We start from the raw sequence: 15,206 nt of genomic DNA on the forward strand, positions 1-15,206 counted from the left end.
GGACCGTGCCATGGCGATCAAACAATTATTAAAACGCACCAGTGGCTGGCTTTATCTCAACTCGCCCGTAGGCCGTCATCAACTGCACGGTGCCGGGGTGATCCTGATGCTGCATCGGGTGCTGGCCAATGACCGTGCCGCCGACCTGCCCCATCGCAATGAACTGTGCGTGGGGCCGAAGGCATTCGAACATCTGCTCGCCTGGTTGAAAAAGAACTTCGACTGCGTGCCTCTGATGGAGATCTTGCAACCGGGCGCCATCAGGACCGGACGACCAAAAATCGCGCTGACCTTCGACGACGGCTGGCGCGACAACGCGCTGAATGCCTTCCCGTTGCTGAAAAAGTACCAGGTGCCGGCGAGCATTTTTCTCTCCACCGATTTCATCGGCAGCCGACAACGCTTCTGGTGGGAAAGCCTGGGGGAAACCCTGTGGCATAGCCACGGTGAAAAAGCCCGGACGCATTTGATTGACTGCCTGCAACAGATCGGGCGACCGTTACCGGTACTGCTCGATGATCTGGATGTGCAGCGCCGTAGCCTGGCGCTTTTGCATTTTCTGCAAAGTCTGAAAAATCTGCCGTCGGGCGAACTGAATCGGCTCACCGATCAATGCCCTGAAGAGTCGTTGCCCCAGGCCCTGGACTGGCATCAGGTACGCGCGCTGGAAGCCAGCGGGTTGATCCGCTTCGGTCCACACGGCGCCAGCCATGCGATTCTCACCGACCTGGACGACCAACGTCTGGATGAAGAACTGAGCCGCAGCCGCAATGCCCTGCTCAACGGTTGCAACCGACCGCTGCCGGTCTACTGCTACCCCAATGGCGACCATGATGCGCGGGTGCGCGAACACGTGGCGGACCACGACTTCCCGTTTGCCCTGGGCACCGACCTCGGGATTTATCGGGGTATCAGCGATCCATTGGCCTTGCCGCGAATCGGCATCAGCCATCGCACGGCGCGCAATCCGGAGTTGCTGTCCTGGCGCATCTACCGCGGAGCCAGGCCATGAGTCGCAGTCATTACCTCAAACACCTGGCCCTGAGCATGGGCACCAAACTGGCGATGATCGGCCTGCGGCTGCTGCGCAACGTATTGCTGGCGCGGATTCTGGGGCCCAGCGAGCGCGGTCTGTTTGCGTTGCTCAGTACCCTGCCCGATTTGATCAGCGCCGCCACCAGCGGCGGGCTGAATTCGGCGGTGGGGTATCAGGCGGCCAAGCAACGGCCCATGGGATTGTTGTTGAGCCAGGTGCTGGTGTTCGGTTGTCTGCTGGCGGGTTTGCTGACGTTGCTAGTGGTGGCGCTGGTGCGGGAATTCGGTGGTGAACTCGACATCACCACGCAACTGGGATTGCTCGCCTGGCTGTTACTGCTGGCGGTGCCGCTGACCGTGCTCAAGAGCGGCCTGCTGACCTTGCACAATGCGTCGGGCGGTGTGGTGGCGTTCAATGCCTTGCGGCTGGTGGAATCCCTGGCGCCACTGCTGCTGTTTCTGGCCTTGTTCTGGATGTGGAAAGACGCAGCCCTGGAAGCGGCGCTGATCAGTTGGCTGGCCGGCCTCAGCCTGGTGGTGCTGGCCGGGTGGTTCTGGCTCAAGCGCGCTCAGCCCTTGAAGTTGCAGTGGGACCGTGCCAGCCAGAATGAACTGCTGCGCTACAGCGCTCGCAGCCATCCGGACCTGTTATTCCAGCAAGTGATTCTGCGCTCCGATTACCTGTTCATCGGCGCCCTGCTCGGCAGCACCGCGTTGGGGCATTACGCCATGGCCAGCGCCGCTGCCGAGTTGCTGCTGATCGTCCCGGAAGCGGTGACCACGCCGCTGATGAAACGCCTGCTGCAACAGGACGAAGGCATGGATCGCCTGACGCCGTTGGCCCTGCGCCTGACCGCCACGGTGATGCTCGGCGCCTGCCTGACCATGGCGGTGATCGGTGAATGGCTGATCGTCACGCTGTTTGGTGTTGCCTATCAGCCGGCTTACCCGGCATTGCTGGCGTTGCTGCCCGGGCTGCTCGGCCTTTGCTATGCGAGCATCCTGCGCCTGGACTTGCTGGGCAAAAACCGCCCCGGCACGATTTCGCTGTTGATGGGCCTCGGCGCGTTGCTGAACCTGGCCCTGAACCTGTTGCTGATCCCGATTTACGGCATCGTCGGCGCCGCGACTGCATCGTCCATCGTCTACCTGGCGGTTACCCTCGCGCTGCTGGTGATGTATTGCCGGTTGAGTGGCGTACCGGTCTGGCAAACCCTGATCATCCTGCCCAGCGATGTGGCGCCGATGCTTCAGATGCTGCAACGGAAATCGGCATGAAACGCCTGATGCTGCTGTTGAGCCTGGGCCTGGGTTTGAGCGCCCAGGCGGCGCCCATGCGCTGGGCTGATATTCGTGACGGCAGCCTGTACCTGCAAACGGATCGCCCCGACACGCTGACTGTTCGCTGGGCTCCGGCGTGGCAGGCCGATGCCAACGAAGAACGCCTGTACCTGCTCGACGGCAACGGCAACCTCAAGGGCGAGCGCCTGATCGCCGCCAGTGAAACCCGAGGCAAGCAGAGTTGGCCACTAGCGCCGAGTGCCGCCAGTTATCGACTGGAAATTCCGGGCTACAGTTTCCGCCGCTACACGATCGAACACGACGAACACACCGTGGCGTTGTTCGCCCCGGCCAAGGTGCATTTCAGCGCCGAAACCCGTGGCGGCGATGAGCTGTATTTCAAGGTCGCACCCAGGGAACACGCTGTACTGGCCGGCAAGTTTCATGGTGGGATCAACGCCCTGCAGGCCCAGCGCGTGAGCGACAACAAACAGTTGTCCCTGGCGCTGAAACCCCATCGCGCCTATTGGCAGTTCGATCAGGTGGCATTGCCCGTCACTCAGGACGAACAGGTCTGGCGCCTGCGCCTGCAAGGCAGCGGCAAGGTCGCGTTCTGGCTCGATGGCACGGCGAATCTGTTTGCCCAGAAACCGCAGCAGCTCAAACCGCTGCGCGAGGACGATGGCCAGACCCGCTTGACCCTGCACAAAGAGATGCTCGGCCCTACCCCGAACCTGGGCATTTATTTGCCCTACGTGCTGCCCCCTCAATCCAGTTTCGCAGCGCTCGACGCCCTCAAGCCTCAGGCGGGCACCTATTACAGTTTCGTTGACGTCACCGCGCAAAATCCGCACCACGAAGATGCGTTCCGCCAGCTCTATCAGAACCGCTTCGGCATCACGCAGGACCTCACGCTGTTGGCCGGCAGCCAGCGTCAGGCGGATTTGCGCGCCGACACTCAAAGCAACGCCGGCCTCGACGCCTGGCTCGCCGCCACTCGCGCCCTCGGCGGCACCGGTACGCACTACATCGCGTTCGCCGACGAGCCGAACCTCAACTACCCGAGCTACGCCGACTACCAGTCGATTTTCAACAGCATGGCCCGGCAGGTGCGCAGCGATCCGGCCAACGCCAAGGCCGGTGTGCGCATCGCCATGCCCGCCACGTCGCGCTTCGTCAACGGCCCGTTCGCCGACAACGCCGCCGACAAGCGCGGCATCGATTGGGCAAGGCGCCTATTGGCCGAATCCGGTGAGCAGATCGACGCCCTCGCCTGGCACGAATGGATGATTCGCGACCTGTTGGCGACGCGGGTCTACCGCGACAGCGTGCGCCGTGCCGCCGAGCTAGTGGGCCTCGATGCCAAAGGCCGGCCACGCAAAGCCTTGCTGCTGGATCAGACCAACCTGTCCAGCGGTTCAAGCCTGAGCCCCTATGATCAGGAAACCCACTTTGCCTCGATGTGGTGGACTTCGGTGGTCATCAATTCGGCGCAGGATGGGTTGCTGGACATGCTCAACTGGTTCCAGGCCGCCGACGAGCCGACCTACCCCAAAGGCATGGTGCGGGTGCTGGGCGGGGATCGTTTCGAACTCAAGCCGGTGGGCCTGGCCCAGCAATTTATCCAGCAGCACTGGCTGAAAAACGTCATGCGCCTGGACAACGACGCTTTCGAAGTCGATGTGCTGGCCATGGCCACCGAACGCCAGCGAAGTTTACTGGGGGTCAACAAGGGGGTGCGCTTGCAGCGTGTCGATCTGGGCGGGGCGACGTGCCCGCTGGCCAAGGGAGCGCTGGTGTATTTCGGTGCCGACAACCGCAGTCGCAGCGCTCAGTTCACCTGTCACGACGGTCGTGTCAGCTTCGACCTACCGGGCGAAACCCTGTTCGCCTTGAGCTGGAGCGCCTCATGAACGCCGCCAACTTGCATCACCACGACCGTGCCGCTCTCGACCGCGCGTTCCACCACGCCCGCGATGACCGGTCTCTGTCAGGAGGCAATGATATGAATGCCTTGGAAAAACTTCGCCAACACATCAAACGAAAAGGCCTGCGTGCAACGGTCCGGCTCCTTTGGAGGCGCTACATGTTCGTTCACTGGGAACTTCTGTGGATGAAGCGTGACCTGGTCAGCCCGGTCCCGCCCCATCAGCTCAAGCCTTACCCACCGCTACAGTTGAAGACCATCACCGTGCACAACACCGCAGCCTTCGCCCGTCACTTTGGCGACCGGGTCAACATCATGGAAGAGCTGGCCACCGAGGGTTACACCGGACACATGTATCTGGATGGCAAAGGCGACGCGGTGGCTTTCATCTGGGGCAGCACCCGGGATTACCACGACCGGCATTTCTACGGCTGCACGTTCCCGGTAAAAAAAGGCGAATTCTTCGAATTCGGCGGCGAACTGGCTCGCGCGTATTGGGGCACCACGCTCTCGGTGGACCTGCAACTGCGACTCTGGAAAGCCATGCAGGCCCAAGGTTGCCACACGGTCGTGGATGTCTGCGATGCTCGCAATGTACCGGCGCTGAAACTGCATATTCGCATGGGCTATCAAGAGCAAGGACGCATCCAGCACGTCTATCGATTATTCGGTCGCTGGCGTTTCTTCCATGAGACCCGTTACAGCGACTCACGCCTGGATGCGCTACGCAAACCGTCCCGTTCACCTGTTCCTGAGTCAGTGGCGTGAAAATATGATGGCTCGATTCGAATGGCGCACCTCGCTGTGCGCCCCGGACTTTCCGGCAGCTGCTTATGAGGGGTTGCGCAGGCGCGTGACGGACCATACGCCGTTCAACACCCTCGCCTGGCTGTGCGCATCGGAACAGGCACTGACCGCCGGGGAACGTTTGCACGTTCTGCTGGGCTGGCAAGGTGATGAACTGGTCTTGTGCCTGCCGCTGGTAGCATCCGTGGAGCGCTTTGGAAAGCTGCCATTTCGGGTCTTGCGTCACCTCGGTTATCCCCTCACCGATCGCCTGGCCCTGCTCACCTGCCTCGATGCCGACAGCATGCGCAAGGCGCTGGTGATCATCCGCCGTCACTTGCCCCATGCGATGCTGCAACTCAACGAATTGTCCGAACCCATCGGCGAAGAAAGCACGCTGACCGCATGGATGGCTCACAGCTCCACCGGCGAGCGTCGCATCAGTTGCCGGGTGCCGGTGCATTTGATCAGCGATATCGACCGCCAGGAAGTCTCCGGCGACCCGCGCTACAAACTGCGCCGGGCGCGTAAACGCATGTTGGCTTATGGTGCCCAGGTCCGACGCGTCACCCCTGACGCGGCCACTATCGGGCCTTTATTGCAGGCCCTCAGCGAAGTCGAAGCGCAGAGCTGGAAAGGTGTCGAAGGCCTGGGGATTTTCACCAGCAACCGAAGCCGACAATGGATCAACCTGGCCTTCACCGCCCTCGCCAGACAGGGGCTGATGCGAGTGGTACTGCTGGAGCTGGACGGACGTTGCATCAGCTACCGACTCGGGTTGTTGGAACAGGGCCGGCTGTACGACTATAACCTGGCGTTCCTGCCCAAATATGCCGATCTGGGCAGCGGTCGTGTGTTGCTCGAAGAGTGGATTCGCTGGGGCCTGGACGACAACTGGCACTGGATCGACGCTTCGCGGGTCAGCCTGATGAACTCCAGCCATCAACTCCAGGAGCGCATGACCGGGCAACTGGAGCACTGGCGCTGGAGCTTCTACTCCTGGCGCCCCAGTGGCCTCGCTCTGGGGTTAGCCATGCGGCTCTGGCACCGGGTAAAACCCTGGCTGAAAAAATGGCGGGACTGGCGTGCAGCGGCGCTGGTTGTTCCTGTCACCACTCCTACTCCCGCGCCCGCCGACAAAGGCCCTGCGCCCATTGAAAAAACCAAGGAGGGTGAACATGCCTCGCCAAGTCATAGTCAACGCTGACGATTTCGGCCTCAGCCTGAGCGAAAACGCGGTGATCCTCGGTGCCTTCCAGGCTGGGGTCATCAGTTCCGCTACCGCCATGGCCAACATGCCGGCGTTCGAGGAGGCCTGCGTCCTGGCCCGGCAACCGTTGCTCCAGGGGCGAATCGGCTTGCACTTCAACCTCACCTATGGCCGGCCGTTGAGCCCGTCGATTCTCGCGCGTTCGACGTTCTGCGACAGCCAGGGCATGTTCGATCTCGACCTGCCCCGCCACAGCCTTTGGCTCAACCGCCTGGATCGCGAAGCGGTGCTGGAGGAACTCCAGGCTCAATGGCAACGTTGCCTGGATAACGGCCTTCTCCCAAGCCACATCGATTCCCATCAGCACGTGCACAACATCTGGCCCATCGGCGAAATCGTCGCGCGCTTTGCCGCCTACCAAGGGGTGCCCGTGCGACTGGCGCGCCATCTGGGAAATAACCTGAGTGTGCCCAAGCGGATGTTCAAGACATTGCTCAACCATCGATTGAACCGCCTGGCCGGAGCGACTGCCCAGTACGTATGCACCCCGGTAGACCTGCGCAACGTGGCGATGCCGATCGACGGCCTGTTGGAAATCGTCGTCCACCCGACCCATATCGGCGCCGATTTTGGCGATATCTATTTAAACCCCGGAGAGTCTCTGGCTCACATGCTGGAGCTGCGTCTTCCGGGCATTCCGAGGGTGTCCTATGCCGCAGTGCCTAGGACGTTCGAAGAGGAACCGCAGTACTCGATTGACCTACGAACGTTGCAACCTTGATTAACCGCCATTGAAAAAAACGTTCCCCACCCAACCCTGGCTTCAGCCACGGAGGACTTCATGAGCGCCATCGCCAAGCTTCGCGAACGAATCAAACAAAAAGGCCTGCTGCATACGCTCCAGACGCTCTGGAAGCGCTATGTGTACTTTCACCGAGAACTGTTGTGGCTGGGGCGCGATCTGGTCACCCCGGTGGCGCCGCACAAACTACGGCCCTATACGGGTTTGAAGCGGGTGACGATTACCCGGGAGAACGCCATCGCTTTCACCAAGTATTACGGTAACCGCGTCAAGGCCATGGCCCAGATCGCCTCCGAAGGTCACACCGGGCACATGTATGTGGACGAGGCAGGTGATGCCATCGGATTCATCTGGGGCAGCCTCAGTGACTACTTTGACCAGCATTATTATGGCTGCTGGTTCCGGGTCAAACCCGGTGAGTTTTTCCAGTTCGGCGGTGAAATGATCCCTCTCTACTTCGGCTCCAGCCTGTCGGTGGACGCCCAGTACAATATCTGGGGTGCGATGCGGGACCAAGGTTGCGACAAGGTCATGGACGTCTGCGATGTCCGCAACATCCAGGCCATGAAAATGCACCTGCGCATGGACTACCAGGAACAGGGGCGAATCACCCACGTCTACGACCTGTTCGGCCGCTTTCGCTTCTTCCGCGAAACCTACTACAGCGGCTCGCGGCTGACTGCGCTGCGCAAACCGGAACAGCAGACAGTGACTGCGGCGCAGGCGTGATGGGTTTTGCGTCCGACTCAGACCAATGTGGGAGCGGGCTTGCTCGCGAAAGCGGTTTGCCAGACAACATTAATATCGACTGACACGCCCTCTTCGCGAGCAAGCCCGCTCCCACATTTGACCGCACCTCCCTGTGGGAGCGGGCTTGCCCGCGATAGCGTCAGTCAGTGCAGCTCATTTCTCAGATCCGACACTCAGCGCTTCACCGCCACCAACGTGTAACACAACGGCAACTGCGCCTTTTGCTGCTGATACCGATCGTAGAGTTCTTCGCGGTTGGAGTGCGGGTATTCCTTGAAGTGGCTGATTTGCAACCCCGCCTCGACGGCACCGGTGAGAATGGCGCCCAGGGTGTGGACGAACCAGTAGGAGGCTGAGGCCGGCTGTTCGACTTTGCCCTCGTAAACGATCGGCTGGTTCTGGACGAAAGGTTCGCTGCGAAAATACGAGCTGTCCGGGCGATAGGGATCGGCTGACTCGGGGTCGAACATTTCCAGGAACGGATGGGTTTCGTACACCACCAGGCTGCCGCCGGGCTTGAGGGTTTGCGCGACATGGCGCAAGAATTCGCTGATGTCGGGCATCCAGTTCAAGACGCCGATGGTAATCAGCGCCACGTCGAAGCGCTGGTGTAGATCAGTCGGCAGATGATGGATGTCCGCCTCGATGAATTCGGGCTCATGGGGCGAACGGGATGCCAGCTCCCGGGCCTGATCGAGAAAGGCCTCCGACTGGTCAATGCCCACGACACGGCGGGCCCCCAGCGCAAACAGTGAAAGACTTTCGCGTCCGTTGTTGCAGCCGAGCTGCACCACATCCTTGCCGGCGACGCCGACCTGTTGAAGCAACCCGCTGAGGGTGTCATCCAGGCAGGAAAAATCGCCATGGCTCACGGCACTCAAACAGGCCCGCCACTCAGGGGCGTCTTTGTGGTGTTGGGCGGAGTCATTCCACGCATCGCGATTGCTGGCGATGGCTTTTTCTTTTGTCGGCATTTCCATTGCACGCTCCAGAATTCGGGCCTTTGATTGGCCGGCAAGAGTCTGGATCAGTGTCAACAAAACTACCATTCGAGCTTTGTTGCGATCTTGTAATCACCGGTGATGCGAACCCTCTTCGCCTTGATTCAACCGCTCACGCAAGAACTCGATCAGCGCCTGCACCGGTCGTGACCTCTGGCGATGCTGCGGGTAGACCGCCGACAAGGTCAGCGCCTCGGGGCGCAAATCATCCAGCACCGGCACGAGTCGGCCGTCTTCCAGGGCCGACCCGACGATGAAGGTCGGCAAGTACGTGATGCCCATGCCGGCGATGGCCGCGTCCTTGAGCAATTCACCATTGTTGACCCGCATCCGCCCAGTGACGTTGACGTTCTGCGGCTTTCCCCGCCCCTCGAAACGCCATTGCACCTGACGACCGTGGCCGTAAGGCAGGCAATCGTGGGTGTGCAAATCCTCAGGTTTAAGCGGCGTGCCACGCTCGGCAAGATACATCGGGCTGGCACAGTACAGCCGCTCGATGGAGGCGAGGCGTCGGGCGATCAGTGTCGAGTCTTCCAGCACGCCGATGCGCAATGCCAAATCATAACCCTCACCGAGCAAATCCACGGGTCGATCACTCAGATCGACTTCCACGGTGACATCGCGATAACGCTGCAAAAACTCCGGTAACAGACAACCCAGATGCGCCACGGCAAACGACAACGGCGCGCTCAAGCGAATAGTGCCGCGAGGCTCGGTGGTCTGGCCGGCGATGCCCTGCTCCACTTGCTCGACTTCGCTGAGCAGGCGCAGGGCTGATTCGTAATAACTCTGCCCCAGCGGCGTGACGTCCAACCGCCGGGTCGAACGGTTGAGCAGGCGCACGCCGAGGCGCTCTTCCAGCTGCATCAGGCGGCGGCTGACGAACTGCTTGGACAACCCTAGTTGATCAGCCGCCGCGGTGAAGCTGCCGGAGTCCATGACCTGGCAAAACATACGCATATCTTCGAACGGGTTCATTGTCGCGCCCTGGTTGACAGCCAAACGCTTTATAGCCGTTTTTTTCGTTTCTGACTCCCCAAATCTAAAGATCAAAAGATCGCAGGCTTCGCCAGCTTCTACGGGAACTGAGTACAGACGGGTGTACCCAATCATGTAGGAGCTGGCGAAGCCTGCGATCTTTTAAAGCGGCCGGCCGAGACCGGCAGCCATACCACTTACTTCGCGGTGAACGTCGTGTAGCTGTTGATCAGGTTGCGGTAGTTCGGGATGCGCTGGGACAACAGGTTGGCCAGGCCTTCCATGTCGTTGCGCCAATCGCCCTGCAACTCGCAAGCCACGGAGAACCAGTTCAACAGTTGCGCACCGGCAGCCGACATGCGAGCCCACGCCGCTTGTTGCACCGTAGTGTTGAAGGTGCCGGAAGCGTCGGTTACCACAAACACTTCAAAACCTTCAGCCAGTGCCGACAACGTCGGGAACGCCACGCACACGTCAGTTACAACACCGGCAATGATCAGCTGCTTGCGGCCGGTGGCCTTCACGGCTTTGACGAAGTCTTCATTGTCCCAGGCGTTGATCTGGCCCGGGCGTGCAATGAACGGAGCGTCCGGGAACTGCTCTTTGAGCTCCGGCACGATCGGGCCATTCGGGCCGCTGTCGAAACTGGTGGTGAGGACGGTCGGCAGGTTGAAGAACTTGGCGATGTCGCCCAGGGCAAGCACGTTGTTCTTGAATTCGTTAGGCGAGAAATCCTGCACCAACGAGATCAGGCCCGTCTGGTGATCAACCAGCAATACCACTGCATCATCTTTGTTCAGACGTTTGTAAGGAACGTTGCTCATGTGAAACTCCTCGGGGGATGGACTTACCTCAGGGGCGCCGACACACCAGACCGGCGCATTGTTTAATCACTAGAAGGCAAAACACGAGCAGCCAAACGCGCCCCAGAACCCCTGGAAATCGCTGACCGGCGCGTTCGACAAACGCGCCCGCTCATGGCTGTGGGAATGCACCGCGCACGGCCCGCTGCACTGGTGAACCTGCGCCTGCATCGGTGAAGCCGGACGCCAGTGACCCGGCACCTTGACCACCGGTGACCAGTCCGGCAGCACTGGCACGCTGGCCGGGCCGAGTTTTTCGAAGTCACCGGCGGCGTACACCACCTTGCCGCCAACCACGGTCAACACCGACTCGATCCACTTGATCGCTTCTTCCTCGACGCTGAAGAAGTCGGCGCTCAGGGCGGCGACATCGGCCAGTTGTCCGACTTTGATCTGGCCTTTCTTGCCCTGCTCCGACGAGAACCAGGCACTGCCGTGGGTGAAGAGCTCCAGCGCGGTCTGCCGGGTCAACCCTTCACTGTGCAATTCCAGCCCGCCGACGGTGCGACCGCTGACCATCCAGTACAAAGAGGTCCAAGGGTTGTAGCTGGATACTCGAGTCGCATCGGTGCCGGCCCCCACCGGTACACCCTCGGCCAGCATGCGCTTGATCGGTGGCGTGTTTTCGGCAGCCTTGGCGCCGTAACGCTCGGCGAAATACTCACCCTGGAACGCCATGCGGTCCTGGATCGCGATGCCGCCGCCCAGCGCCCTCACCCGCTCGATGTTCTGTGGGGTGATGGTTTCGGCGTGGTCGAAGAACCACGGCAAGCCATTGAAGGGAATGTCGCGGTTGACCTTCTCGAACACGTCGAGCATGCGGCTGATGGATTCGTTGTAAGTGGCGTGCAGACGGAACGGCCAGCGCTGCTCCACCAAATGCCGGACCACTGGTTCCAGCTCGTCTTCCATGGTTTGCGGCAGGTCCGGACGCGGCTCGAGGAAGTCCTCGAAATCCGCCGCCGAGAACACCAACATTTCCCCGGCGCCGTTGTGTCGCAGGAAGTCGTCGCCCTGATGCAACTTGACGCTGCCGGTCCAGTTCTTGAAGTCGGTCAGTTCTTCCTTGGGCTTCTGCGTGAACAGGTTGTAGGCGATGCGCACGGTCAGTTGCTGGTCCTTGGCCAACTGCTCGATCACCGCATAGTCGTCCGGATAATTCTGGAAACCACCGCCGGCGTCGATGGCACTGGTCAGGCCAAGGCGATTGAGTTCGCGCATGAACTGGCGGGTCGAGTTGACTTGATATTCCAGCGGTAACTTCGGCCCCTTGGCCAGGGTCGAGTAAAGAATCATCGCGTTGGGCCGCGCCACCAGCATGCCGGTCGGCTCGCCGTTGGCATCACGCACAATCTCGCCACCCGGCGGGTTCGGCGTGTTGCGGGTGTAACCGGCAACTCGCAACGCGGCGCGGTTGAGCAAGGCGCGGTCGTACAAGTGCAGCACGAACACCGGTGTATCGGGCGCGGCCTGGTTGAGTTCTTCCAGGGTCGGCATGCGTTTTTCGGCAAACTGGAATTCGTTCCAGCCACCCACCACCCGAACCCACTGCGGCGTCGGCGTGCGGTCGGCCTGATCCTTGAGCATGCGCAACGCATCGGCCAGGGACGGCACGCCTTCCCAGCGCAATTCGAGGTTGTAGTTCAAACCACCGCGGATCAGGTGCAAGTGCGAGTCGTTGAGACCGGGGATGACGCAACGGCCCTTGAGGTCAATGACCTGCGTGCCCGAACCGCGCAGGGCCATGGCGTCGGCATCGGTACCAACCGCGACGAAGCGGCCGTCGCTGATCGCCACGGCGCTGGCGAGGGGGTTTTCACGGTCAACGGTATGAAACTGGCCATTGAACAGAATCAGATCGGCGTTCATCGCGTTTCCTTAAGGCTGTGTGGAATGGGACTGGCCGGCTTCCAGCCAGGGCGCGAACAAACGCGTGGCCAGTGGCATAAAGACGTACACCACCGACAGGACGATGGTCAGGGTGATCAGGAAAGTGGCGACCACGTAGTTGGACAGAAAGGCATTGAGCTGCAACAGCGGCCCCCAAAGCAGCGGCACCAGCAAGGTGTGCGGCAAAATCACCAACAGCGTCACCACGGCCTGCTTCCAGCGCGGCGGTGGCGAGCCGGCCTCAACCAGCGGCGAGAACCAGAATTCATTGACCGGATTGACCTCGGTCTGATCGCCGTCGGCCAGCATCGGCGCGGCTTCATCGACCAGCGCCTGGCGTTGCGGCGAGTCGAGCCAGCGCTGCATCGCCTCAGTGGAGCAAAAACGCAGCACGCAGGTGAACAGGTCGAGGCCACCGCTCTTGCCGCGAATCACATCCACACCCAAGTGTCCTTCGCGTTGCCCGGCCACGCTGACGATGTTGCGCAGCCAGGCTTCATAGTCCGCTTCAAAACCGGCCTTGACCCGGTGCTTGACGATCAGTGTCACGATCTCATCGATACGATTGGAATCAGGCATAACGGAGGGCTCCGGCGAGACGAGCATTGAGCGCCAGCCGTCCCGGCCCGGCGATGAAAATGCTGGTGAACAGAATCAACAGCAGCCAACCGAACTGCCCTTCGGCCACACTCCATTGCGGATGCACGATCAACAGCGCCACCAGCAGCACAAACAAAATGGGCAGGCACGCCAGACGCACAAATACGCCGGCGACGATCAGCAATGGGCACAGCACTTCGGCGAAGATTGCCAGGATTAGCGTGAGGTGAGCGTCGAGGTGGAACGGGTCTTCGATGCGTTGCAATTCGGCGCTGTAATCGAGCAACTTCGGCAAGCCATGCACGCCCAGCAGAAACAGCGCGCCACTGACCCGCAGAAACAGCAGCCCGATTTCCCGCGCCTGTTCATCCCATTGCGAAGCGTTCATGACTCACCCCTGTTCAATCATTGGATTGAATAGTGCCGCCAAGGGGTAGGGAAAAATTGAATGTACGTGCTCTCTTTGTACCGCGGGCATCTGTGGCGAGGGAGCTTGCTCCCGCTGGGCTGCGAAGCGGCCCCAAAACCATTCGACCCAATTACATCAGGTAGACCGCGTGTACAGGGTTTACGACTGCTGCGCAGCCGAGCGGGAGCAAGCTCCCTCGCCACAGGGATCAGCGTTTGACCTCAGGTTATAGGGCCGGGTTGGCCTTCAGCTCCAGACTATCCAGCGCCCGACTCACAGCCAGTTCACCCAGCATGATGAGCTGCGCGACACCCAGTATCGTATTGCGCTGCGGCCCCTCCAGAAACCCGGCACAGTCACTGGCAATCACCTTGGCCGAGGCAAAGGATTCGCTGGCATTGGCCAGTAGCTCTTCGATGTCGATATTGGGGGCGACGGTATAAATCGTGCTCGGTTTGCGCGGGGTCTTGGGGTCGGACGGTTTGAAGTAGTGATCGAGAGCACGCTCGGCGGCTTCGTTGAGTTTTTTGGGATCGAGGGGATCGTAGGGGGAAACGTCGTCGGTTTCTGGCGGGTTAGGTGTGGCTTTGAACATGGTGAATCTCCTTTGGGAAATAGCACCACCAGAACCTGTCGCTAAACAAATAAGGGTGGCGGCTGTATGCAGGTTAGCGAACCGGTCAAAGGCACCCGGTAGACCCGAGGGTCTCCCGCATACAGCCACCATAACGCAATTGCAGACGTCAAAAGTCTGCAATGAAGTCTGGAGCACTGATGCACTTTGAATAGTCCGAGTCGCTAAACCCGATCGCTGATTGGCAGCGATGCGGAAACGATAAAGACCAGGCCCAAAGCGCACAAGCCGGCGGATTCTGGCGCAGTCGTAGGCAACGGCGCAAGGATCTGTAGCTTTCAGGAAGTAACGCTAAACACCATTAAACACAGCCCTCGAATCAACACACATTCCCCTGTGGGAGCGGGCTTACTCGCGAAGGCGGTGTGTCATTCAACGGTGTTGTCGACTGGACCACCGCCTTCGCGAGCAAGCCCGCTCCCACAGGGTTTTGTGCGTGTTCACTTACTGCTCAAGCACAAAAAACGGCCCGAAGGCCGTTTCGTATTGAATCCGGTCAGACGGCCGGGGCTGCCTTCAATTCCAGACTATCCAGCGCCCGGCTCACAGCCAGTTCACCCAGCATGATGAGCTGCGCGACGCCCAGTATCGTATTGCGCTGCGGCCCCTCCAGAAACCCGGCACAGTCACTGGCGATCACCTTGGCCGAGGCAAAGGATTCGCAGGCATTGGCCAGTAGCTCTTCGATGTCGATGCCCGGGGCGACGGTGTAAATCGTGCTCGGTTTGCGCGGGGGCTGATTGGCGCCGTCGGGGTCGGACGGTTTGAAGTAGTGATCGAGAGCACGCTCGGCGGCTTCGTTGAGTTTTTTGGGATCGAGGGGATCGTAGGGGGAAACGTCGTCGGTTTCTGGCGGGTTAGGTGTGGCTTTGAACATGGTGAATCTCCTACAAGAAATGGAGCCACCAAGACCTGTCGCTAAACAGGTAAGGGTGGCGGCTGCACGCAGGTTAGCGAACCGGGTGTAGGCGCCCGGCAGACCCGAAGATCTCCCGCGCACAGCCGCCATGACATCAATCGCAGACATGAACAATCTGCAA

The 15,206-nt window shown here is 60.5% G+C and carries 15 protein-coding genes; 7 read left to right on the top strand and 8 right to left on the bottom strand.

Going from position 1 to position 15,206, the window contains the following annotated elements; translation table 11 throughout:
• The first annotated feature begins 10 nt into the window (after positions 1–10).
• The 7 genes from PMI18_RS15065 (at position 11) to PMI18_RS15035 (ending at position 7,770) form a co-directional block, all read left to right on the top strand.
• Positions 11–1,012 carry a polysaccharide deacetylase family protein gene (locus tag PMI18_RS15065; RefSeq protein WP_007900752.1) on the top strand — a complete coding sequence of 334 codons (1,002 nt, stop codon included), beginning with the start codon at positions 11–13 and terminating at the stop codon, positions 1,010–1,012.
• Positions 1,009–2,313, top strand: coding sequence for a lipopolysaccharide biosynthesis protein (locus PMI18_RS15060; protein WP_007900754.1), 1,305 nt, complete (start codon positions 1,009–1,011; stop codon positions 2,311–2,313). Before PMI18_RS15065 ends, PMI18_RS15060 begins: the two co-directional genes overlap by 4 nt.
• Positions 2,310–4,229, top strand: a complete 1,920-nt coding sequence (locus tag PMI18_RS15055) for a hypothetical protein (protein WP_007900756.1) — start codon at positions 2,310–2,312, stop codon at positions 4,227–4,229. Before PMI18_RS15060 ends, PMI18_RS15055 begins: the two co-directional genes overlap by 4 nt.
• A 92-nt stretch (positions 4,230–4,321) precedes the next feature.
• Positions 4,322–5,011 (top strand): GNAT family N-acetyltransferase, encoded by a 690-nt coding sequence (locus tag PMI18_RS15050; RefSeq protein WP_033036436.1) that lies wholly within the window; start codon positions 4,322–4,324, stop codon positions 5,009–5,011.
• A 4-nt stretch (positions 5,012–5,015) separates the two neighbouring features.
• Entirely contained in the window at positions 5,016–6,236 is a 1,221-nt protein-coding gene (locus tag PMI18_RS15045) for a GNAT family N-acetyltransferase (protein ID WP_033036415.1), read from the top strand.
• Positions 6,208–7,020: a ChbG/HpnK family deacetylase gene (locus PMI18_RS15040; protein ID WP_007900762.1), complete on the top strand. Its 813-nt coding sequence runs from the start codon at positions 6,208–6,210 to the stop codon at positions 7,018–7,020. Before PMI18_RS15045 ends, PMI18_RS15040 begins: the two co-directional genes overlap by 29 nt.
• A 60-nt stretch (positions 7,021–7,080) precedes the next feature.
• Complete coding sequence (locus PMI18_RS15035; RefSeq protein WP_007900765.1) at positions 7,081–7,770, top strand: hypothetical protein; 690 nt, start codon at positions 7,081–7,083, stop codon at positions 7,768–7,770.
• A gap of 194 nt (positions 7,771–7,964) precedes the next feature.
• Here PMI18_RS15035 and PMI18_RS15030 read toward each other — a convergent pair whose 3' ends face one another.
• The 8 genes from PMI18_RS15030 to PMI18_RS14995 form a co-directional block, all read right to left on the bottom strand.
• Positions 7,965–8,771 carry a class I SAM-dependent methyltransferase gene (locus PMI18_RS15030; protein WP_007900767.1) on the bottom strand — a complete coding sequence of 269 codons (807 nt, stop codon included), beginning with the start codon at positions 8,769–8,771 and terminating at the stop codon, positions 7,965–7,967.
• Between the two features lie 93 nt (positions 8,772–8,864).
• Positions 8,865–9,770, bottom strand: coding sequence for a LysR family transcriptional regulator (locus PMI18_RS15025; RefSeq protein ID WP_007900769.1), 906 nt, complete (start codon positions 9,768–9,770; stop codon positions 8,865–8,867).
• A 197-nt stretch (positions 9,771–9,967) separates the two neighbouring features.
• Positions 9,968–10,594 (bottom strand): isochorismate family cysteine hydrolase YcaC, encoded by a 627-nt coding sequence (gene ycaC, locus PMI18_RS15020; protein WP_007900772.1) that lies wholly within the window; start codon positions 10,592–10,594, stop codon positions 9,968–9,970.
• 69 nt (positions 10,595–10,663) lie between these two features.
• Positions 10,664–12,502: an amidohydrolase gene (locus PMI18_RS15015; protein WP_007900775.1), complete on the bottom strand. Its 1,839-nt coding sequence runs from the start codon at positions 12,500–12,502 to the stop codon at positions 10,664–10,666.
• Positions 12,503–12,511: 9 nt separating this feature from the next.
• Complete coding sequence (locus PMI18_RS15010) at positions 12,512–13,102, bottom strand: antibiotic biosynthesis monooxygenase (RefSeq protein ID WP_007900777.1); 591 nt, start codon at positions 13,100–13,102, stop codon at positions 12,512–12,514.
• Positions 13,095–13,511, bottom strand: a complete 417-nt coding sequence (locus PMI18_RS15005) for a DoxX family protein (protein WP_007900779.1) — start codon at positions 13,509–13,511, stop codon at positions 13,095–13,097. Before PMI18_RS15005 ends, PMI18_RS15010 begins: the two co-directional genes overlap by 8 nt.
• Before the next feature lie 247 nt (positions 13,512–13,758).
• A complete protein-coding gene (locus PMI18_RS15000; RefSeq protein WP_007900782.1) occupies positions 13,759–14,127 on the bottom strand; it encodes a DUF6124 family protein in 369 nt (122 codons plus the stop codon).
• Between the two features lie 535 nt (positions 14,128–14,662).
• Positions 14,663–15,043, bottom strand: a complete 381-nt coding sequence (locus PMI18_RS14995) for a DUF6124 family protein (protein ID WP_007900783.1) — start codon at positions 15,041–15,043, stop codon at positions 14,663–14,665.
• Positions 15,044–15,206 lie beyond the last annotated feature (163 nt).

The sequence above is a fragment of the Pseudomonas sp. GM102 genome (assembly GCF_000282555.1).
Taxonomy (GTDB): Bacteria; Pseudomonadota; Gammaproteobacteria; order Pseudomonadales; family Pseudomonadaceae; genus Aquipseudomonas.